Origin of the sequence: Cryobacterium levicorallinum (assembly GCF_004402405.1) — a bacterium.
Classification (GTDB): Bacteria; Actinomycetota; Actinomycetes; order Actinomycetales; family Microbacteriaceae; genus Cryobacterium; species Cryobacterium levicorallinum.
The window spans coordinates 47,224-65,719 of the sequence record NZ_SOFE01000001.1; the positions used below are offsets into that span (position 1 = coordinate 47,224).

The 18,496-nt window shown below is 63.3% G+C and carries 21 protein-coding genes and 3 pseudogenes; 10 read left to right on the plus strand and 14 right to left on the minus strand.

Going from position 1 to position 18,496, the window contains the following annotated elements; all coding sequences use genetic code 11:
• Positions 1-338: 338 nt before the first annotated feature.
• A complete protein-coding gene (locus E3O11_RS00240; RefSeq protein WP_092448776.1) occupies positions 339-1,574 on the minus strand; it encodes an MFS transporter in 1,236 nt (411 codons plus the stop codon).
• Between the two features lie 130 nt (positions 1,575-1,704).
• Positions 1,705-2,205, minus strand: a complete 501-nt coding sequence (locus tag E3O11_RS00245; protein ID WP_092448777.1) for a DUF4143 domain-containing protein — start codon at positions 2,203-2,205, stop codon at positions 1,705-1,707.
• A gap of 107 nt (positions 2,206-2,312) precedes the next feature.
• On the opposite strand from E3O11_RS00245, the gene E3O11_RS00250 reads away from it, so the two are divergent.
• The gene (locus E3O11_RS00250) at positions 2,313-3,710 is read left to right on the plus strand and encodes a S8 family peptidase (protein WP_198415517.1); all 1,398 of its coding nucleotides are present in this window, start codon (positions 2,313-2,315) and stop codon (positions 3,708-3,710) included.
• A 147-nt stretch (positions 3,711-3,857) separates the two neighbouring features.
• Here E3O11_RS00250 and E3O11_RS00255 read toward each other — a convergent pair whose 3' ends face one another.
• The 4 genes from E3O11_RS00255 to E3O11_RS00270 form a co-directional block, all read right to left on the minus strand.
• The gene (locus tag E3O11_RS00255) at positions 3,858-4,016 is read right to left on the minus strand and encodes a hypothetical protein (RefSeq protein ID WP_241991207.1); all 159 of its coding nucleotides are present in this window, start codon (positions 4,014-4,016) and stop codon (positions 3,858-3,860) included.
• A gap of 410 nt (positions 4,017-4,426) precedes the next feature.
• Positions 4,427-4,711, minus strand: a complete 285-nt coding sequence (locus E3O11_RS00260) for a type II toxin-antitoxin system RelE family toxin (protein WP_092448779.1) — start codon at positions 4,709-4,711, stop codon at positions 4,427-4,429.
• On the minus strand, positions 4,708-5,022 hold the full coding sequence (locus tag E3O11_RS00265) for a type II toxin-antitoxin system Phd/YefM family antitoxin (RefSeq protein ID WP_277871241.1): 315 nt from the start codon (positions 5,020-5,022) through the stop codon (positions 4,708-4,710). Before E3O11_RS00265 ends, E3O11_RS00260 begins: the two co-directional genes overlap by 4 nt.
• Before the next feature lie 106 nt (positions 5,023-5,128).
• Entirely contained in the window at positions 5,129-6,457 is a 1,329-nt protein-coding gene (locus tag E3O11_RS00270; protein ID WP_092448780.1) for a flavin monoamine oxidase family protein, read from the minus strand.
• 167 nt (positions 6,458-6,624) lie between these two features.
• Here E3O11_RS00270 and E3O11_RS00275 point away from each other — a divergent pair.
• Together E3O11_RS00275 and E3O11_RS00280 are read left to right on the plus strand one after the other, a co-directional pair.
• Positions 6,625-6,696, plus strand: a pseudogene (locus E3O11_RS00275) (Na+/H+ antiporter NhaA); the annotation flags it as partial.
• A 151-nt stretch (positions 6,697-6,847) separates the two neighbouring features.
• Positions 6,848-7,789 carry an EamA family transporter gene (locus E3O11_RS00280; protein ID WP_092448781.1) on the plus strand — a complete coding sequence of 314 codons (942 nt, stop codon included), beginning with the start codon at positions 6,848-6,850 and terminating at the stop codon, positions 7,787-7,789.
• A gap of 107 nt (positions 7,790-7,896) precedes the next feature.
• On the opposite strand, the gene E3O11_RS00285 is transcribed toward E3O11_RS00280, so the two are convergent.
• The 5 genes from E3O11_RS00285 to E3O11_RS17945 form a co-directional block, all read right to left on the minus strand.
• Positions 7,897-9,513 carry an isocitrate lyase gene (locus tag E3O11_RS00285; RefSeq protein ID WP_092448782.1) on the minus strand — a complete coding sequence of 539 codons (1,617 nt, stop codon included), beginning with the start codon at positions 9,511-9,513 and terminating at the stop codon, positions 7,897-7,899.
• A gap of 319 nt (positions 9,514-9,832) precedes the next feature.
• Complete coding sequence (locus tag E3O11_RS00290) at positions 9,833-10,975, minus strand: threonine synthase (RefSeq protein WP_092448783.1); 1,143 nt, start codon at positions 10,973-10,975, stop codon at positions 9,833-9,835.
• A 24-nt stretch (positions 10,976-10,999) separates the two neighbouring features.
• Positions 11,000-12,721 (minus strand): Ig-like domain-containing domain, encoded by a 1,722-nt coding sequence (locus E3O11_RS00295; RefSeq protein WP_241994597.1) that lies wholly within the window; start codon positions 12,719-12,721, stop codon positions 11,000-11,002.
• Positions 12,722-12,966: 245 nt separating this feature from the next.
• The gene (locus tag E3O11_RS17940) at positions 12,967-13,383 is read right to left on the minus strand and encodes an alpha/beta fold hydrolase (RefSeq protein WP_241994598.1); all 417 of its coding nucleotides are present in this window, start codon (positions 13,381-13,383) and stop codon (positions 12,967-12,969) included.
• On the minus strand, positions 13,338-13,682 hold the full coding sequence (locus tag E3O11_RS17945) for a hypothetical protein (RefSeq protein ID WP_241994599.1): 345 nt from the start codon (positions 13,680-13,682) through the stop codon (positions 13,338-13,340). Before E3O11_RS17945 ends, E3O11_RS17940 begins: the two co-directional genes overlap by 46 nt.
• On the opposite strand from E3O11_RS17945, the gene E3O11_RS00305 reads away from it, so the two are divergent.
• The 5 genes from E3O11_RS00305 (at position 13,681) to E3O11_RS00325 (ending at position 16,566) form a co-directional block, all read left to right on the plus strand.
• Positions 13,681-13,911, plus strand: coding sequence for a hypothetical protein (locus tag E3O11_RS00305; protein WP_134479338.1), 231 nt, complete (start codon positions 13,681-13,683; stop codon positions 13,909-13,911). The genes E3O11_RS17945 and E3O11_RS00305 overlap by 2 nt on opposite strands.
• A gap of 82 nt (positions 13,912-13,993) precedes the next feature.
• Positions 13,994-14,389: a PIN domain-containing protein gene (locus E3O11_RS18625; protein WP_373866146.1), complete on the plus strand. Its 396-nt coding sequence runs from the start codon at positions 13,994-13,996 to the stop codon at positions 14,387-14,389.
• Positions 14,390-14,462: 73 nt separating this feature from the next.
• A complete protein-coding gene (locus E3O11_RS00315; protein ID WP_092448785.1) occupies positions 14,463-15,557 on the plus strand; it encodes a type I restriction endonuclease in 1,095 nt (364 codons plus the stop codon).
• A gap of 39 nt (positions 15,558-15,596) precedes the next feature.
• A complete protein-coding gene (locus E3O11_RS00320) occupies positions 15,597-16,091 on the plus strand; it encodes a hypothetical protein (RefSeq protein WP_092448786.1) in 495 nt (164 codons plus the stop codon).
• A gap of 37 nt (positions 16,092-16,128) precedes the next feature.
• On the plus strand, positions 16,129-16,566 hold the full coding sequence (locus E3O11_RS00325) for a hypothetical protein (protein ID WP_092448787.1): 438 nt from the start codon (positions 16,129-16,131) through the stop codon (positions 16,564-16,566).
• Here the strand turns inward: E3O11_RS00325 and E3O11_RS00330 are convergent.
• Together E3O11_RS00330 and E3O11_RS17950 are read right to left on the minus strand one after the other, a co-directional pair.
• A pseudogene (locus E3O11_RS00330) lies at positions 16,563-16,835 on the minus strand (DUF2277 domain-containing protein). The gene E3O11_RS00325 and the pseudogene E3O11_RS00330 sit on opposite strands and share 4 nt — an antisense overlap.
• Before the next feature lie 118 nt (positions 16,836-16,953).
• Complete coding sequence (locus E3O11_RS17950; protein WP_241991213.1) at positions 16,954-17,115, minus strand: hypothetical protein; 162 nt, start codon at positions 17,113-17,115, stop codon at positions 16,954-16,956.
• On the opposite strand from E3O11_RS17950, the pseudogene E3O11_RS18525 reads away from it, so the two are divergent.
• Positions 17,044-17,460: pseudogene (locus E3O11_RS18525) on the plus strand (N5-glutamine methyltransferase family protein); the annotation flags it as partial. The gene E3O11_RS17950 and the pseudogene E3O11_RS18525 overlap by 72 nt on opposite strands.
• Positions 17,454-17,708 (plus strand): class I SAM-dependent methyltransferase, encoded by a 255-nt coding sequence (locus E3O11_RS18530; protein ID WP_307725672.1) that lies wholly within the window; start codon positions 17,454-17,456, stop codon positions 17,706-17,708. The pseudogene E3O11_RS18525 and the gene E3O11_RS18530, both read left to right, overlap by 7 nt.
• On the opposite strand, the gene E3O11_RS00340 is transcribed toward E3O11_RS18530, so the two are convergent.
• Positions 17,698-18,486 (minus strand): ABC transporter ATP-binding protein, encoded by a 789-nt coding sequence (locus tag E3O11_RS00340; RefSeq protein ID WP_092448788.1) that lies wholly within the window; start codon positions 18,484-18,486, stop codon positions 17,698-17,700. The two genes, E3O11_RS18530 and E3O11_RS00340, sit on opposite strands and share 11 nt — an antisense overlap.
• Positions 18,487-18,496: the final 10 nt, after the last annotated feature.

Sequence of the window (18,496 nt, forward strand, 5' to 3'; positions counted from 1 at the left end):
GTTCCGTCTTTCGGTCTCGGAGAATATTTACAGACGCGCTCTCACTATGAATCCAGAATAACTTGCGGTCGCTCATAATCTAGCGGGCCGGTCCACAGAAACGAAAGCTGTGAAGGTTCAACAGCCTGATATTTATTCTCAAAATTGTCTTTCGTCAACAATGAAAAAAGAGCATGACAGACATCTCAGTTCGTTAAAGGAAGGCCTTGCATCGCAGTGTTCTGGGGTCGCGGAGCATCAACCCGCCATCCGCGCTGAGTGCGATTACCTCCCGACGGCAGGAACTCTCTCGCATGCCGTTCAAGGTTGCTGTTTGACAGGGTCACAGTCGGGTAGCGCTAATCGTTGCGCGCGGTTATTAGCGCCGTGTCAGAGTCAGAACTTGCTTGCAGTTCAGATCGAAACAGCCACCAAACGATTACGCCACAGCAGATGAAAAGGGTGCCGCTCGCCAGGAACGGCACGGACAAGGACAGCGACGAAGCGAGGACCCCGCCGAGGGCTGCTCCCACAGTGAGACCGATAAGACCAAGGACCTTTGACGATGCGTTGACCCGCCCTCGGAGGTGCTCGGGGACAACGCGCTGCCGAAGCGAGCTCACGCAGATACCCCACACGACGGAGTGCACGATGTACGCGGTTAGGAGAGCCGCGGCTACCCATGGAATCCGGACGAACGCGAGCGCGAACATGGATGCGGCGCCGAGGCAGAGACTGCCCACGATCGTCCATCCGTATCCCGCACGTGAACGCAGTGGAGCAGTGATGATCGAACCGACAAGACCGCCGAGTGCTGACACCGCCAGAATCAGGCCGTACCCGGCGGAGCCAAGTCCTAGAGTCTGCTGAGCAAATAACACCAGAACGGAAAACGGCATCATGTATGCGACACTCGCGAGCCCGCCAACTACAGCCAGGCCGCGCAATAAACGGTGGCCCCGAAGCCACCTGGCACCGTCCGCGGCTTCACGAAACACGGATCGGCGAGGCGAGGGAAGGGCGTTGACGACGCCCCGACGCGGGAGCGCGAGGAAGAAGAACCCGGCCGCTGCATAGAGGCCGCCAGCGGCCAGGACCGGAACCGCCACCCCGAGGGCGAACAGGAGGCCGCCCAGTGGTGGCCCAGCGAATTCATCGGCGAGGAGTTGAGCTGCCGAGATGCGGCTGTTCGCCTGGTCTAGTTTGTTCGCTGGAACGACCGACGGCAGGATCGACAGGGCTGCGTTGTCCGCGGCGGTCTCCAGGATTCCGACGCCCGCAAGGACGACATACAGGAGCGGAACGGATCCGAAACCGATTGCGAACAAGACCGCCATCATGATCAACAGCGACGCTCGGCTGAGATTCGTGATCCACAGGATCGTTCGACGGTCGTAGCGATCGACGTAGACCCCGACCGGAACCACCACAAGCAACCGCATCGCCGAGTATATGGCGGCAAGGCCGGCGATGAGAATGGCATCCGTCGTCAATGATGTTGCCAGCAGCGGTATCGCCACAAAAATCAAGCCGTCGCTCAGGTTACCGGCCGCATTGCCCGCCCAAAGCTGCCTGAACCCTCTACCTAACGACACGAACAAACCCTAGCCGCCCCGAGCCATCAAGCCGCCAAGAGACGTCCCGTACAAGGTTCCCCGTGAGGGCTCTCTCGTGAGCGCTTTGCCGCAAGCCGCTGCGGCAGCTCTGGCACTCGCAGTGCGTCGGTCAGGCGGTGAGCAACGCGAGCGGGATGACCGCCACGCCATCCTGTCGGCGATAGGCGTGGGTGCCAGTGTTGATGACAACGAGGTCGACAATTTGGTCGGGAAGTGACTCCTTCAGCCACAGCAGGTGGCGAACGTCCTGGTCGGTGATGGCGGACTTGAGCTTGACTTCAATACCGACAGCTTCTGCGTCTTCTCGGTGGATGACGAAGTCAATCTCGTGTCGCCCATCATGGTCGCGGAAAGGCGACAGCTGCGCGTCGTTCGCCGCCGCATAGGTCTGGAGGCTGAGGGCCACGAGTGCTTCGAAGAAGTCGCCGAGGCGAGTCCGGTCGCGGTTGTTCGTCGCGGGCCCGGTGGCTGACATCAGTTTGACCGCGTTGAGGCCCAGGAGGCGCGGCAGGAAGTAGAGGGCGGTGCCACTGACCCCCGAAGCTGAACATTGGGCTATACCACAGCAGCCCGCGAAGCGCAGTCCCCTCATGAGCCGACGTGTGATCATCTGCGGCAAGTCGTACCTTTCAATTGCACCTGTGTTGAACGCTCAATATGGGCAAAGTCATTGGTGACTACTTGGCAATCCACTACCCACAAGGAAAAGGATTTTTCATGCATAAAAGATTTTCGGAACAGATGCGTCTCAAGTTCTTCACCGTAGCGGCTGCCTCGTCGGCGATCCTGATCGGCATGACCGGACTGGCCCTTAGCACGCCCGCTTCGGCCGCTCCCGCCCCTCAAGCCACCGGTACCGCTGCTGCCGCAGTCCCCGGCGAGCTCGTCGTCGGCTACGTGGCCGGCGCCTCCGCCGACCAGCGCGAGCGTGCTCGCGGGCACGCCTCGGCACGGTTCGCCGAGCGCATCGTCGCCGCGGCCGCCGACCGCACCGAGGTCGAGCTCGTCCGTCTGCCGCAGGGCAAGAACCTGGACGAGGCGATCGCGCAGCTGAAGAGTGACCCCGCCGTCGCCTACGCCGAGCCGAACTACGTCCTGACCCACCAGGCCACCGCCACCGACCCCATCTTCACCAGCACCAATACCTCCCAGGACCTCTGGGGCATGTACGGCGACGCCTCGACCCCCGCCAACGCCTACGGCAGCCAGGCCGCCGAGGCCTGGACCGCCGGCCACACGGGGTCGAAGAGCGTCTACGTCGGCATCATCGACGAGGGCATCCAGTACACCCACCCCGAGCTCAACGGGCAGGTCTGGACCAACCCCTACGAGATCGCGGGGGACGGCATCGACAACGACGGCAACGGCTACGTCGACGACGTCAACGGCTGGGACTTCGCCAACAGCGACAACACTATCTATGACGGTGGCTCCAGAGGCTCGCTCGACAACCACGGCACGCACGTGTCCGGGACCATCGGCGCCAAGGCCAACAACGGGCAAGGCGTAGCTGGCATGAACTGGGATGTGACCCTGATCAGCGGCAAGTTCCTCGGTCGCCAGGGCGGATCCCTGGCCGACGCGGTCAAGTCGGTCGACTACTTCACCGACCTCAAGACCCGCCACGGCCTGAACATCGTGGCGACCAACAACAGCTGGGGCGGCGGCGCCTTCTCCCAGACCCTGCTCGACGCCATCACGCGCGCCAACGCCGCGAACATTCTGTTCGTCGCGGCCGCAGGCAACAGCGGCACGAACAACGACACGACGGCGTCCTACCCGTCCAACTACGACGTCGCCAACGTCATCGCAGTCGCCGCCATCGACCGCAATGGGGCGCTGGCGTCCTTCAGCCAGTACGGCGCCACGACCGTCGACCTCGGCGCCCCCGGAGTCGGTGTCTGGTCGACGACCGCCTTCAACACCTACTCGTCCTACAACGGCACCTCAATGGCCACGCCACACGTCACGGGCGCGGCCGCCCTCTACGCCTCCACGCACCCCGGTGCGACAGCGGCGCAGATCAAGAGCGCGATCCTGAGCTCGGTCGTCCCGACGGCCTCCCTCAGCGGCAAGACGGTCACCGGCGGACGGCTCAACGTCAGCGGCTTCTGACTTAGAAGACGGTCAGCGGGTGTGGTCGGGGCGAGAGCCCGGACCACACCCGCTTCTCGTTGCCGAGCGCCGTCTCCAAGACTGACTGACAGTTCACGACGCCACGCTCAACAACGGGCTCGTCATACACCACGTCCGTGGACTCAACTAGCCGTCATTGCGGCTCTTCTCAGTGTGGTGTTCGGCGCCACAGCGGCGAGTGATCTGGACAGTGTGATCCTCAGCCTCGGCGAACACGTCGGCCGAGTGCTTGCGCAGGTCTGATGATCGCCGAGTCGTGGTGCGAAGGTCATTGATCAGAGTCATGTGATCATCGTGTTCGGAATGCATTCGGAAGTACAGACACTACCGGCGCTGCGCATCAGTCATGATCGCTCTGGACCAGCCGCAGTCATCCAGCGACAGTAACTACTGATAAGACATGGATACCCATGACGAAGTCATGAGCGGAATCTCTGATCGAGGTCCGACCATCTTCACTTGCGGCACGTGCCCACTTCTTGCCCACAATCGTGGCGTTATCATTGCTCAATCATGATCGCTATTGTGAGCGAAAACGACTCTTGATCGACTATTTACCGTCGGGAGGAAGACTGGAAAAGGTCCGCGGTTCGCCCTCCAGGAGGCAGGGGCGGCAGTTCGAATCTGCCTGGGGCACACTCTGAAAGCCCCGGTCACGCCAGTTGCAGCAATTGTTCGTTGCGTTCAGGCTGCAACTATCTGGGCCGATACACATCGGCGCGGTGATCCACCTGCACGACGATGATCACCAGCCGTTCCTCGACGATGTCGTAAATAATGCGATAGGGGCCACGGCGCGCGCTCCACAGACCTTCGAGTTCGCGTTGCAAAGGGTTACCAACTCGCCGCGGGCATCGGGCGAGGTCTCCGTAGACGAACTCAATTATCGCTGGCACAATCCGGGGCGGTACTCCTTGTAAATCTCGGCGGGCCGAACCAGCGAATTCGACCTCGTCGCTCTTCTCGTCGTCCGAGCTCACTTCGACGATCGACGGGGAACGTTGAACTCGGCGCGTATCTCGTCCTCGCCAATCGTGCGACCGTCGACCAGCTCCTGGCGCGCTTGGGCGACGGCAGCAAGAGTCCCGGGCCGAGAGAGCCAAAAGAGCGTCTCCTGCAACGAATTCCATTCATCGGCTCCGATCAACACCGCCACCGGGAATCCATTTTTCGTGATCGTCACCTGCTCGTGAGTGAGCGACACCGCGTCGACGAACTCACTCAGCCGGTCCTTGACCTTAGAAATCGGTAGCGTCTGCATGCCACCACCGAAGGCCCGAATCCTGGCCATGAGTAGGTCCATATAGTGGCTCTTCTTGGCGATCGTTATCTTGCGGTGAGCGAACGGATCAGTCTGCCGCGCTCTGTCGCGTGTCGTCGCGACCTTTGCGCCCCGGTCATCGGCCGGCCCACATCTCAGCGATTGGGATCTCCCGGTTCAGCACGTTCGATGCGGCGCGGTGGCCGGAGCAGAGCGCCGCGGTGACCGTGGCAGGGTCATCCGTCCAGGTCGCCTCTCCGGCGATGTGGAGCACCCCGCCGACGGGCGTCGCGAGGTCGTCGTGGTCGGCCGTGGTGGCGCCGCGCGTCATGTACGCGTAGGAACCACGAGCAAAGGGATCGTCCTGCCACGCGGTGATGTCAACCCGGGTTGGAAACTCCACCTTGTCGCCGTACAGCCTCCGCAGCTGCGCCAGAACCGAGTCGACAACCTGCAGGTCAGTCCAGTTACGGATCTCGCGGGCCGCAGGCCCGGCGGCGAAAGTCAGCAGGGTAGGCGTTCCGTGCAGGGCCGTCAGGTCGTACCAGGAGTGCCACGCGCGACCCTCGGGTCCTTGTTGCCGGATTGCAAAGACTCCGTCGTCCCAGAATTTCGTCGGAAACCGCAGGAAAATCTTCTCGAACGCGTTCATCGTCAGCCGCCCCAAGGCGCCCACGTTTGGTTCCGGGAGCGGCGGTTCGATGGTGAACTCCGGTGACTGGAGAACCCCGACGGGCACCGTCACGACGGCCGTGTCCGCCGTCAGAATGCCATGGTCTGTCGTGACCGTGACGACCGTTGAGGACCATCGCACGTGGGTGACGACGTGCTCCAGGCGGATGTCGAGTCCGGTCGCGAGGTGCGTGGCCAGTCGGTCATAGCCGTCGGGAAAAACCACCTCGTCACCCTCTATGACATCGTCGTCGAGTCCGTGGGCGGCAAGATCGTCGATCCAAACCCCGTACTGCTCTTCGCTGCGGTGCTGCAAAAACTCCCGCACACGTTCGGCCCGAGCCGGGTGCCAGCCCTGGCCAGCGAGCGCTGTCTCGGTCACGTCGCGGTAGGAGGCATCCGTTTCTGACGCAGCGACCGCCTGGACGAGCGCGGCATCAACCGAGCGGATGTCGTCGGTGAAGGCCCGCGCGGCATCATCGGGGAGTCGCTCACCGCTCGGACCGTAGTACGCGATCGGGCGGCTGTCCGGTTGGTATCCGCCGACCGTGAACTCCATGGTTGGCATCCCAAATGCTGCGGCCGCTGCTGCGACGGGGTTGTCGGTGATGCCGTGGATCCACGATGCGCCGCGGTCGGTGACGAACCCGTCGGCGCGATCCGTGTAGACCCGGCCGCCCACACGGTCGCGGGCCTCGAGCACCACGACGCGGCGGCCGGCGTTCGCCAGCAGTCGAGCAGCGGCCAGCCCCGCCACCCCGGCGCCAACCACGATCGCATCGAAATGTTCCATGCCTAACCTTCTCCTACGGGGGCGAGCAGCGCTGCCAAAGTCGGCTGACATTCAGCCGTGAGCCCACTCTCCCATGCTCGTCCTCGATGACGGCGGCAGGGATCGCTGAGCGTCTGAACTTGACCGTACGGGGGATGCGCATGTTGGGTTGATGCCGCAAACGCTGACCGATTCCCACGGCCACCGACATTGCATTCGCTCTCGGAATCCTCGCCGTATTCGGCAAGGGCATTCCCTCCCCGTCGGGCGGCACACCACCGCGACCTGCGCACCCGCGAACAGACGGAGCTCCAGACCAGTAGATAGACTGATTTACCTGATCGGGGAGGTTGTGGATGGCTGGAAAGAACAGCGTCGGGCGGGCCAAGCCCCAGCCGTGATCGAGGCGCTGTGAATCGGCATCGCCTCGCCGGAATCGGCGCGATCACCGTCACGTCCCTTCTGTGGGGCACCACCGGAACCGCCGCGACTCTCGCGCCCGGCGTTGGGCCGCTCGCGGTCGGCTCAGCGGCTCTCGGCATCGGGGGGATTCTGCAGGCCGTCATCGCCATCCCCGCGCTTCGGGCCGCCCTACCCGCCGTGCGCGGCAATTTGCGGCTGATCGTTCTCGGCGCGGTGGCGGTCATGATCTACCCCCTCGCCTTCTACAGTTCCATGCACTTCGCGGGCGTCGCGATCGGATCGGTCGTGTCACTCGCCTCCGCGCCCCTCGCCTCCGGCCTCCTCGAATTCCTGCTCGAACACAAACGACTCAGCCGGTGGTGGGCCCTGGCGGCGGGCCTGGGAATCATCGGCAGCACGCTGCTGTGCCTGTCCAAGATGACGGATGCCGCAGAGTCGGCCGGTCAGACCGTGGCCGGCATCTCCCTCGGACTCCTCGCCGGGGCAACCTATGCCACCTATTCCTGGGCAGCACACCGCCTCATGAACCGAGGCATCAGCCGCGCAGCATCGATGGGCTTCGTGTTCGGGCTCGGCGGCACGCTCCTGCTGCCCGTGCTCATTGTCACCGGCGCCCCGCTGCTCGCATCCACCCAGGCCTTCAGCGTTGCCGCGTACATGGCGATCATTCCGATGTTCCTCGGCTACCTTCTGTTCGGCTATGGCCTGACCCGCGTCTCGGCCAGCACCGCCACAACGATCACGCTCACCGAACCGGCAATAGCGGCCATCCTCGCTGTGCTCATCGTCGGCGAACGCCTCACTACGCTCGGCTGGGTCGGCCTCGCAGTCATCGCCGGCGTCCTGGCCATCCTGGCGATTGCCCCGACCAACGAAGTCGCGGGCAAGACCGCGACCTCAACGCAGAGAATACCCGCCGCGACCCGGTGACCGGCTCGGCGCATCCGCTCGTCAGAGGCTGTCTCGTCAACGGCTGTTCGGGCACACGAAGAGGCCTCAGTCTTTCGACTGAGGCCTCTTCGTTACTCCGATTTAACTTAGTGGCTACTCAAAGCCGGTTCCTCGAACTGGTTGCTCGTGTTGTTCACGCCGCCAGCCTTCAGCGCGGCTTCGCCGGCGAAGTACTCCTTGTGGTTGTCACCCAGGTCGGAGCCCGACATGTTCTGGTGCTTGACCGTGGCGATTCCCTCACGGATTTCGCGACGCTGCACGCCCTTGACGTAGGCGAGCATGCCCTGGTCGGCGAAGTAGCCCTTGGCCAGGTCATCCGTCGAGAGTGCGGCCGTGTGGTAGGTCGGCAGGGTGATGAGGTGGTGGAAGATGCCAGCCTCTTTCGAGCTATCGCGCTGGAAGGTGCGGATCTTCTCGTCGGCGTTCACGGCCAGTTCGGTCTCGTCGTAGTCGACGCTCATGAGCTTGGCACGGTCGTAAGCGGAGACGTCCTTACCCTCGGCGAGGAGTGCGTCGTAGGCCTGCTGACGGAAGTTCAAGGTCCAGTTGAACGACGGGCTGTTGTTGTAGACCAGCTTGGCGTTCGGAATGACCTTGCGCACCTCGTTCATCATGCCCGCAATCTGGCCGATGTGCGGCTTCTCGGTTTCGATCCAGAGCAGGTCGGCACCGTTCTGCAGCGACGTGATGCTGTCGAGCACGCAACGCGCCTCGCCGGTTCCGGCGCGGAACTGGAACAGGTTGCTGGCCAGGCGCTTCGGGCGAAGCAGCTTGCCATCGCGCTTGATGACGACGTCGCCGTTGCCGAGGTCGGCTTCGGTGATCTCGTCAACGTCGAGGAAGGAGTTGTACTGGTCGCCCAGGTCGCCGGGCGTGTACGTCACGGCAAGCTTCTGCGTGAGGCCGGCACCGAGCGAGTCGGTGCGCGAGACGATGATGCCGTTCTCGATACCGAGCTCGAGGAACGCATAGCGAACCGCGTTCAGCTTGGCGATGAAGTCTTCGTGAGGAACGGTGACCTTGCCGTCCTGGTGGCCACACTGCTTCTCGTCCGACACCTGGTTCTCGATCTGAATGGCGCAGGCGCCAGCCTCGATCATTTTCTTGGCCAGAAGGTAGGTGGCTTCGGGGTTACCGAAGCCGGCATCGATGTCGGCGATGATCGGCACAACATGGGTCTCGAAGTTGTCAATCTGCACCTGGATCGCAGCTGCCTTGGCGTCGTCGCCAACGATGCGGGCGTTGTCGAGGCCGGTGAAGAGCAGGTCGAGCTCGCGGGCGTCGGCCTGGCGGAGGAAGGTGTAGATCTCCTCGACGAGAGCGGGAACGGTCGTCTTCTCGTGCATGGACTGGTCGGGGAGCGGACCGAATTCGCTGCGCAGCGCCGCAACCATCCAGCCGGACAGGTATAGGTAGCGCTTGTTGGTGGTCTTGAGGTGCTTCTTGATCGAGATCATCTTCTGCTGGCCGATGAAGCCGTGCCATACACCGAGCGACTGGGTGTAGATGGAGGAATCTCCGTCGTACTCCCCCATGTCCTTGCGCATGATGTCGGCCGTGTACTGCGCGATCTCCAGGCCGGTCTTGAAACGGTTCTGGGCACGCATGCGGGCGACAGACTCCGGGTTGATGGCGTCCCAGCTGCTTCCAACCTGCTGTTTGAGGGCTTCGATGGCCGCGATGTCTTTCCGGTAGACAGTCATGTTAATTCCTTCGACGTGTGAGTTGGGCTGAGCCGGAACTTCTGACTCAACGAGCCGCTATCGGCTGATAAACCCAGATTGGCGCAAGAACAGTGAGTCTTTCCCAAGAAAGTCGAGAGAATAAATGCGATTCTTCTGCAATTGAAAAGTTATTCACGGAGTTGGGTGTTCTCGGGGGCATCTCCGGGCACGACGATGACCAGCCGGCACCTGGGGCACCGATGGCACTCTTCCAGACCGTCAGCGGTGTCGACGCCGTCCGGGATCATCTCGGTGCCGCAGGCCGGGCAAGCGGGACCGTCGTCGTCAAAGTCCTTCATCACACAGGCGATTTCAGGCCGGCGCCGCACAGCGGCACGACCACGGACTCGGCCGTGAGCAGGCTCGCGGCCACCGCCCAGGTGGGGCTGGCTTTGTCGAACGTCGAATCAACGGCGGCGCGCACGGCAGCGAAGCAGACAGCCGAGGTCGGCTCGACGAAGAGTCCCTCATCGGCCAATTCCTGGCGCGCGCCCGCGGTTTGCCGGTCACTGACGGAAACGATCGTGCCACCGGTGGCACGCACGGCGGACAGAATCTGCCGGCCCCGGGGAGGCGCCGCGATGGCGATACCCTCGGCGATCGTGGCGCCGCCGTCAACCGCCGCGGGCATCGCAAATCCCTGCGCCATGGCCTGTTCCAGCGGCGAACAAGCGGATGCCTGCACCGCGACAATCCGCGGCATCCGCTCGGCGAGACCAGCGGCGACCAGCTCGCTGAAGGCGAGGTAACAGCCGAGCACCAGCGTGCCGTTGCCGACCGGAACCACCACCGTCTCGGGCAGCGAGCGCCCGCGCTGCTCCCAGATCTCATAACCGTAGGTCTTCACGCCGTGCAGAAAGTACGGGTGATAGACGTGGCTCGCGTACATGACGCCGGGTCGGCCCGCTGCCCGAAGGGCCGCCGCGGAGGTATCCGCGCGCGAGCCGGGTACCAGCTCGACCGTGGCGCCGTGCGCCCGCATCTGCGCGAATTTGCCGGGCGAGGTGGACTCGGGAACGTAGACCGTGCAGCCGATGCCGGCCCGCCCGAAATAGGCGGCCATCGCCGTGCCGGCGTTTCCGCTGCTGTCGACCATGGCGTTGGTCACACCGAGCCGTTGGGCGAGGGTTGCGAGCAAGACCGCGCCGCGGTCTTTGAACGAGAGCGTCGGCAGCAGAAAGTCGAGTTTGAGCTGTACGTGGGCCAGAGAGCGGGACGGCACGAGGGGCGAAAAGCCCTCTCCCAGGGTGATCGCCGGGTCGACGGCGATCGGCAGCGCCTCGGCATAGCGCCAGAGCGAGGGGGCGCGGCCGGGCAGCGCCTGGGCATCCACTTTAATGTCGAATTCGGCGACGTCGAGTAGGCCGCCGCAGGTGCAGCGCCAGACCAGGCTCGCGACCGGATAGACGGCGGCGCACTCGGAGCAGACAAGGTCAGGCATCCCTCGATGCTAGCTGCCCCGCCGTCAGCTGCCGGTGGTGAACCTCCAGATGCTCGTCGAGACGGGGTTGCCGGCCAGATCACGCACGGCACTGCTGCCGCCGGTGACCGTGACGGTGACGTTGGTGGTGGCGGCCAAGGTGTTGCCCGGGTTCAGAATCCACTGATTCGTTGTGCCGCTTCGGGAGACGACGGCGGCGATCGCAGCGCCGGTCGCGGTGTTCTTCAGCCTGAAAGTGGATGCCGCCACCCCCGCCATTCCCTCGCTGAACGTCACCGAGACACTCGCGGTGCGGCTGGCACCCGTCGCCCCGCTGGCGGGAGTGCGCGTGGTGATCGTCGGCGCTGGGCCGGTCGTGAAGCTCCAGCTGGTTGACACCAGCGGTGTGCCCGTCGCGTCACGGATTGCTGCGGCCCCGCCGGTGAGGCTGACGCTGTATTTGGTGTCCGGCGCGAGGGTCGCGGTCGGATTGAGCGTCGCGACCCGGGTGGTCGCGTTGTAGCTGACCGCGGCGGAGAGAACCGTGCCGGCCGGATTCTTCACCCGCATCGTTGTCGTCGACACCCCCTGCACGGCTTCGCTGAAGGTTGCGGTCGCGTTGGCGGTCTGCGCGACCCGGATGGCCAGGCTGACCGGTGGTTTCGCCGTGACGGTCGGCGGGACCTCCGCCGCCACAATCGGGCTTAGAAAACCGCTCCTGGCGGTGTTCCAGTGCGTGGCCAGGTAGTTCGACGCGGGCGGCGTGCCCGAGAAATAGTAGTCCTCGTCGTGACAGTCGATGGCCCATTCGGTGCCCGGGCAGGTGAAGGTCAGGGTGCCGCCCGCGGCGAAGTGCGGCCCGCCGTCGTCGTAACACATGAGGTCGGCCTCGTCGTAGCAGTGGCCGGCCTGGCTGGAATGCGGCGCCGAGTACTGCACCGCCCCGATATTGTGGCCGATTTCGTGGGCGATCACGAGCAGGTCCAGGTAGGCCGACATCGAATAGCGCGGCCGGGTGTCGTTGTTGGCGTTCAGCGCGGGATTCGGCTGGTCGTCGATCGAGAGCTCACCCTGACCTCCGTCGGGATAGACATCCTGAATCTGATCGATATAGGTGATGTACAGACGATCATTGGCGATGAAGTCGACCGGTCCCAGCCCGAATGCGACCTGATTTTGCAGGCTCCAGACGTAGTCGTTGAAGTCGTAGGTGGCGTCGGATCCGACCGGCAGCAGGGTCACGTTGCGCACCGTGACGTCGACGCCGTTGGTGCACAAAAAGCGGTAGTTCTGGCTGGTAGCGGCACCCGCTGCCTCGAGATTGTTGTTCACTTGCCGCATCACGTCACGCAGGGGTGTCAACATTGTTGCGTACCGGTTGGTGCGATCCTGCGGAACCCCGTAGATCACCTCGATGCGCTTACCACTCACACCGCCGGCGCTGCACAGTGCGGTCAGCTCAGAGGCCGGTGCGGCGGGAACGCTCTCTTCTGCCGCAGCGGCTGTCTGTTTCAGCCTGGCCGCGCCGCCGAACGCCTCGACCGGGTCGGGTCCGTGGCTGCACAGGAGGGTCTTGGCGACCGTGATCTTGAGCTTGGCGCACAGTTTGGCCAGATCGGGAGCGGTCCGCACGCTGCTCGAGGTCGAAGCGTCGGCGACATTGGTCGGCAGCAGCGCACAAGAGGTGGCGACGAGGGCACCCAGCGCGAGCGCGGCCAAGGAGCGACAGATGATGCGGGACGGCTTCGGAGCACGAACAAATTTCAATCTCGTGTCCTTCCGGTGCTGGCCACGGCGTGACCGTCACATTAACGCGGTTCATCCCAACCGACAAGGACTAGTCGTGCTCGCGCAGAGCCAGTCCATCGCGAGGGCGCAGGCGTTCAGCACGGAACTGTGGCCGTCCCGAGGCCGCAGCCGCAATTCCATCTCGGGCGTGTTCTGCAGCAGCCAGGTCACGTGCGGTGGCGGCACGACACGGTCACGGCCGCTCTGCGCGTACAGCACCGGTGTCACAATGTCGGCAACACTGAATCCCCACGGCAGCACGAAGGCCAGGTCGTCGACGACGAGCCCCTCGGTTCCGTCTGCTGCCGCGAGCCGACATCGGTTCCAAGGGACGCCCAGGTGCCAGCCAGGGTCGCATAATCGCGGTCGTTGAAACTTTCGGGATCGAATTCGGCGGTCAGCTCGAACTCTTCGCGGGCAGCACGGCCGAGCAGGGCGACGCGCAGGGACTCCCCGTCGGAGGCCATCCCGCCGAACCAATCGAGGGCATCCGCTTGCAGCGGAGCGAGGCTCGCCAGGCAGGCTGTGGCTGGGACCTGCTCGGGAAGCACCGCGGCGCAGGCGAGCGCATGCGGACCCCCTCCCGATGCACCCATCACCGCGAACCGCTCGAGGCCGAGCTGATCGGCCAGTTGGGCCACGTCGGCGCTGGCCGAGGCAACGGTGCGCCCGCGCAGCCGGTCGATCCGCCGTAGCTCGGCCTGCCATACGACACCAGACGGATGCCCCGCACGGCCGCCGCCACCAGCACCGGCTCGAGCAGTGCCCCGGTTTGCGGCGAGCCGCGGTGCCCGAGCACGGTGAAGGCATCCTTTTGGGAATGCGCGTCGGCGCTGTCGTGCACTCGCAATGTGCGTCCGTCGGACAGGGCCAGATTCTGCGTGGAAACCGCTGAAACAGAGTAGGACGATAGCCGGGACGAGTCCATGCGAGAGGTCATGTCGCGGCAGTCCGCCTACTACGGCGCACACCTGAAGGACCGGGTCATCGACACCGATCCTGCCCTGCTTCGTGAGCTTAAGGAAGCCTACGGGCTCCGTTCGAACAAGGAGGCGGTCGCGTTCGCCATCGGCGAGGCTGTCATGCGGCGCAGGCAATTAGTCGCCATTGACGCAATTGCGGCTCTCCACCTCGATCCACAGCCAAAGCGCTTCGACCTCGACGAATGAATAGGACGGATCCCCGATTTCGACGTCTCACAATTCGTCCCATGCCCGGCTTCAGGTCAAACGGTTCATCATCAACCACAGCGTGTGGGCCCGGTTAGGTACGTCGCCCAGTCTTGTGGCCGCCTTGCGCAAAGTCGTCGAGCTGCACAGCCCCGCCTCAATCTGGGTTTGCGCGCCGACCGCCATAGAAATTGGATTCAGCGCACGAAATGGGCCCGAGCATGACAGCGCGTGGACTCCGCTCTCGGCCTTTAGCGATTGCCCACGTGCGCCCACAATCGACGAATCTTTAGTCATCCAAAACCGACTCTGGCATGCCGCGCTCGTGCGGTCGGTCGGTGAGGTCGACACGCTTATCGCCGCATACGCTCTCATAAATGATGCGACGGTTTTGCACTACGACAGTGACTTCGAGTATGTCGCGAGGGTAATGCCCCGGTTCAGACACGAGTGGATCGTGCCACGCGGTACCGTTTGAGGTTTCAGGCTCGTCTGAGACTCTAAATTGTTTCGATAAGGTCGAAGGTAGCGATCCACAAACCGGGGGAATCATGGAATTTGCAGAACTAATCAGGGCATTGGCTCTCAAGGTGCGCAACCAGCGCGAAGCAATTCAGACTGAAGAAGCAACCAAGAACGCGTTTATCATGCCGTTCATCTCGACCATTTTGGGCTACGACGTTTTTAATCCATTGGAAGTTGTCCCCGAATTTACCGCTGATGTCGGCGTGAAAAAGGGCGAGAAAGTTGACTATGCGATTATGCGCGACGGTGAGGTCCAGATCCTCATCGAATGCAAGAAATCCACGGAAGCATTGAAGATAGAACACGCCTCGCAACTCTTCCGTTACTTCGCGGTCACCAATGCGCGTATCGCCGTTCTCACGAATGGCGAGATTTACCAGTTCTACACGGACCTGGATGCACCCAACCGCATGGACGAGAAGCCGTTTCTGGTTCTCGATTTGATGGACATCGATGAAACACTGATTCCGGAACTGCGGAAGCTCACCAAGGAAGTCTTTGATCTCGACTCGATCATCAACTCGGCTGAAGAGCTCAAGTACATTGGTCAAATCAAGCGCACTATCGCAGCTCAGTTCACGGAGCCCGAAGACGACTGGATTCGATTCTTCACGACGCGAGTCTATGAGGGTGCGTTTACGCAGAAAGTCCGTGAGCAGTTTACTTCCCTGGTCGCAAAGTCTACGAAGCAGTTCCTGAATGACCAGGTCAATGACCGCTTGAAGTCGGCGTTAGGCGGGTCGAACTTCTCAGGAGCTTCAGCAACAGAGAGCGGTGTCATCAACAGCCACGACATTGTTGAAGTTGATCTCGCCCGTGACACGGAGATTGAGACGACCCTTGAGGAGTTGGAAGGGTATCAAATCGTTAAGGCGATCGCCTGCAGCGAGGTGAAGCCTCAGCGAGTGATGCACAGGGATTCCAAGTCGTATTTCGCTGTTCTTCTCGATGACAACAATCGCAAGCCGGTCGCTCGACTTCACTTCAACGGAAAGAAGCAGAAGTATCTTGGAGTCTTCGACGCTGAGAAGGTCGAGACTCGCCACCCTATTGAAACTCTCGATGAGATCTACCTATTTGCGAATGACATCCGCGAAACGATTAAGAGTTATCAGGACTAGATACGTTCAAGTCAATCTCCGCATTTTAGGGTTGGACGCATGATGGTTCACCGCTACTGGCGCATCGCGCTGGTTGCGCCCGTGATCGGGTTCCTCCTCGGTGCCGCCGTGGTGGGAGTGATGTCCTTGGGCAGTAACCCCCAGGCGCGAGCCGGCCAGACGATCGAAGGCGTCGTGCGGGCGATTCTGGGCTTCGGTGCCGTCGGCCTGGTCGTCAGCATCGCCGCGCTGGTCGGCGGCGTCGTTCTGGTTGGCGGCCTCGACCGGCACCTCGCAAAATCGTCGGGTGCGCGCACCGCCCTGGCCTCCCTCGGTGCGGCCGGTGGCGTGCTGATTCTCGGAATCGTGTTCGCCACCGTGCAGGGAATAATCGGAGCGGGCTGGGCGTACCTCATCATTACCTTCACGGTGGCGCTCGCTATCGCGGCGGGGATCGCGGCAGCGTTTCTGGTGCACCGGGCTGAGCGACGAAGCGAGCGCACCCGGCCAGAGCGGCTGGAGCATCCGCTGCCCAGCGCCTGGGTCGATTTCTAGAATGCCGGTGCGAACCGTCGCAACGTAGGGTGGGCACATGATAGTTCGGCGCTACTGGCGCATCGCGGTGTTCGCACCGATCGTGGGGTTTCTGATAGCGGCCTGCGTCGCAGTCGTCATGACCGACGCCGGCAGCGGTGAAACCGAGTTTCGGTTCTGGTTTGTCGTGCGTTCCATGGCGAATTATGGCGTGATCGGCCTCGTTATCGGGGCGGTCGCTTTGCTGGGCGGTCTCGTGGCGGTGGCGATTGCTGATCGAAAGCTCACTAAATCGCGGCGCCTGCGCACGACAGCGGCCGCATTGGGCGCGATGGGCGGTGTGGTGTTGCTGTCCCTGACGATCGCCGCAGTCTTGACGATGCTGGACGACGGACTGTATGCGGGCATCACCATCGCCTTCGGCGTTGCCTTTGGCGCGGCGGCAAGCGTGGTGGCGGCCGTGATGGTGCTCTACGCGGAACATCACACCCGCTAGGCCGCAGCAAACCGCTTCTGCGAGCGCGCTTTGGCGTTCTCGGCCTCGATTTCCCGGTTTTTCGGCGGTGCGGAGCTCACCAGATCTTCGAGCAGGTGCCGAGAGATGCGCGCTATCTCGTGCACGGCCAGCTAAAAGGCTTCTTCGTTCGCCTTCGACGGATGCGTCGACCCGCTGATCTTGCGCACGTATTGCAGCGCCGCCGCGTGTACCTCATCGGCGGTCGCGGCGGGTTCAAAGTTATGCAGGACGTGAATGTTTCGGCACATGATTTCAGGGTAATCACAGTTCGCGCACCCTTCAAGACCCGGGCGCAGGATGCTTCTGCCCGCCGTCGACAGGAGGCGTCCCATGCCTGCACCCACCCCCGATCTGGTAGGCATCACTTCACGGTTGAGCGCTGCCGGCTGCGTCTTTGCCGAGGAGGAGGCCGGCCTGCTGCAGTCCGTGCAGCAGTCGCCCGACCAGCTCAGCGCGATGATCGAGCGCCGTCTCGCGGGCGTGCCGCTCGAGCAGATTGTGGGCTGGGCCGAGTTCTGCGGCCGGCATATTCTGGTCGACCCTGGCGTGTTCGTGCCGCGTCGCCGCACCGAGTTCCTGGTCGAGCAGACCCTGGCGCTGTGTCCACCCGAGGCGGTCATCGTCGATCTCTGTTGCGGATCCGGCGCGTTGGCAACCGTGCTGGTCGCGCCCCGACCCGGCGCGGGGCTGGTCGCGGTCGACATCGATCCGATCGCGGTGGCCTGCGCTCGCCGCAACCTGGCTGACCGCGTTCAGGTGTTGCAGGGTGACCTGTTCGCGCCGCCGCGTGCGTCGCTCACGGGGCGGGTCGACATCATTGTGGCCAACGCACCGACGCGCCGACGGACGAGGTCGAACAGATGCCGATGGAGGCCCGACTCTATGAGCCGCGCGCTTCGGCCGATGGTGGCGACGACGGCCTCGACGTTCAGCGGCGCATCAGTGCCGCCGCACCACACTGGCTCTCTTCCAGCGGATGCCTGCTCGTCGAGACCGGGCAGCGGCAGGCTCCGCATACGGCCGAGATCTTCGCCCGGCACAGTCTGCTCCCCCGCATTCTGCGGAGCGAGGAGCTGGACGCGACGGTGGTCCGGGGCGCGCGGGAATGGACTATGCCGTGATCGTGAGTGCCGAGTGAGTCTTGGCCTTCTGAATCTCTGCATACAAGTCATGGCGCAGCTCGGAGAATCGCGGCAACGAACGGGTGGAAAGCTGATCGCGTTCCGCAGGCAGGTCGACGATCATCTCTCGCTGCACGATGGTGGGCGTTGACGAGAGCACGATGACGCGCTCGGCCAGGTAGACGGCCTCGTCGATGTCGTGCGTGACGAACAGGGTCGTGATCTTCAAGTCGCGCCAGATCGTGCGAACGAGGTCTTCCAGCTCGGCCCGCGTCTGGGCGTCGACGGCCGCGAAGGGTTCGTCCATGAGCAGCACGTCGGGCCGGTAGGCGATAGCCCTGGCGATGGCCACCCGCTGTTGCATTCCACCGGAGAGTTGCCACGGGTACGACCTCGCCGAGTTCTCGAGGCCGACATGAGCCAGCGCTTCGGCGACCCGCGCCAGCCGTTCCTTCTTCGGCAGTCTCAGTTCCTTGAGCGGCAGCTCGACGTTCTCGGCGATGCGCAGCCAGGGAAACAGGCTGCGACCGTACTCCTGGAAGACTAGGGCAAGTCCTTCCGGCGGGCCAGAGACTGCTTTGTCGGCTACCCGCACCGAACCGGCCGACGGTTTCATCAGCCCAGCCATGCACTTGAGCAGCGTGGTTTTGCCGCTGCCGGAGGGCCCGACCAGGCAGACGAATTCGCCGGGGGCGACGGTGAAATGCACGTCCCGCAGTGCTTCAAAGCTGGTGTCGGCGGTGCGGTAGATCTTTTGCATGTGGGTGACCTCGAGCATGGGATTCCTT

What these genes read in the sequence shown, in the direction of transcription:
- E3O11_RS00245 (WP_092448777.1), bottom strand. Translation starts at nt 2,205, where the DNA reads ATGATCACACGTCGGCTCATGAGGGGACTGCGCTTCGCGGGCTGCTGT.
- E3O11_RS00250 (WP_198415517.1), top strand. Translation starts at nt 2,313, where the DNA reads ATGCATAAAAGATTTTCGGAACAGATGCGTCTCAAGTTCTTCACCGTA.
- E3O11_RS00255 (WP_241991207.1), bottom strand. Translation starts at nt 4,016, where the DNA reads ATGACTCTGATCAATGACCTTCGCACCACGACTCGGCGATCATCAGAC.
- E3O11_RS00265 (WP_277871241.1), bottom strand. Translation starts at nt 5,022, where the DNA reads ATGGCCAGGATTCGGGCCTTCGGTGGTGGCATGCAGACGCTACCGATT.
- E3O11_RS00270 (WP_092448780.1), bottom strand. Translation starts at nt 6,457, where the DNA reads ATGGAACATTTCGATGCGATCGTGGTTGGCGCCGGGGTGGCGGGGCTG.
- E3O11_RS00285 (WP_092448782.1), bottom strand. Translation starts at nt 9,513, where the DNA reads ATGACTGTCTACCGGAAAGACATCGCGGCCATCGAAGCCCTCAAACAG.
- E3O11_RS00290 (WP_092448783.1), bottom strand. Translation starts at nt 10,975, where the DNA reads ATGCCTGACCTTGTCTGCTCCGAGTGCGCCGCCGTCTATCCGGTCGCG.
- E3O11_RS00305 (WP_134479338.1), top strand. Translation starts at nt 13,681, where the DNA reads ATGTCGCGGCAGTCCGCCTACTACGGCGCACACCTGAAGGACCGGGTC.
- E3O11_RS17945 (WP_241994599.1), bottom strand. Translation starts at nt 13,682, where the DNA reads ATGACCTCTCGCATGGACTCGTCCCGGCTATCGTCCTACTCTGTTTCA.
- E3O11_RS00315 (WP_092448785.1), top strand. Translation starts at nt 14,463, where the DNA reads ATGGAATTTGCAGAACTAATCAGGGCATTGGCTCTCAAGGTGCGCAAC.
- E3O11_RS00320 (WP_092448786.1), top strand. Translation starts at nt 15,597, where the DNA reads ATGATGGTTCACCGCTACTGGCGCATCGCGCTGGTTGCGCCCGTGATC.
- E3O11_RS00325 (WP_092448787.1), top strand. Translation starts at nt 16,129, where the DNA reads ATGATAGTTCGGCGCTACTGGCGCATCGCGGTGTTCGCACCGATCGTG.
- E3O11_RS17950 (WP_241991213.1), bottom strand. Translation starts at nt 17,115, where the DNA reads ATGCCGGCCGCAGAACTCGGCCCAGCCCACAATCTGCTCGAGCGGCAC.
- E3O11_RS18530 (WP_307725672.1), top strand. Translation starts at nt 17,454, where the DNA reads ATGGAGGCCCGACTCTATGAGCCGCGCGCTTCGGCCGATGGTGGCGAC.
- E3O11_RS00340 (WP_092448788.1), bottom strand. Translation starts at nt 18,486, where the DNA reads ATGCTCGAGGTCACCCACATGCAAAAGATCTACCGCACCGCCGACACC.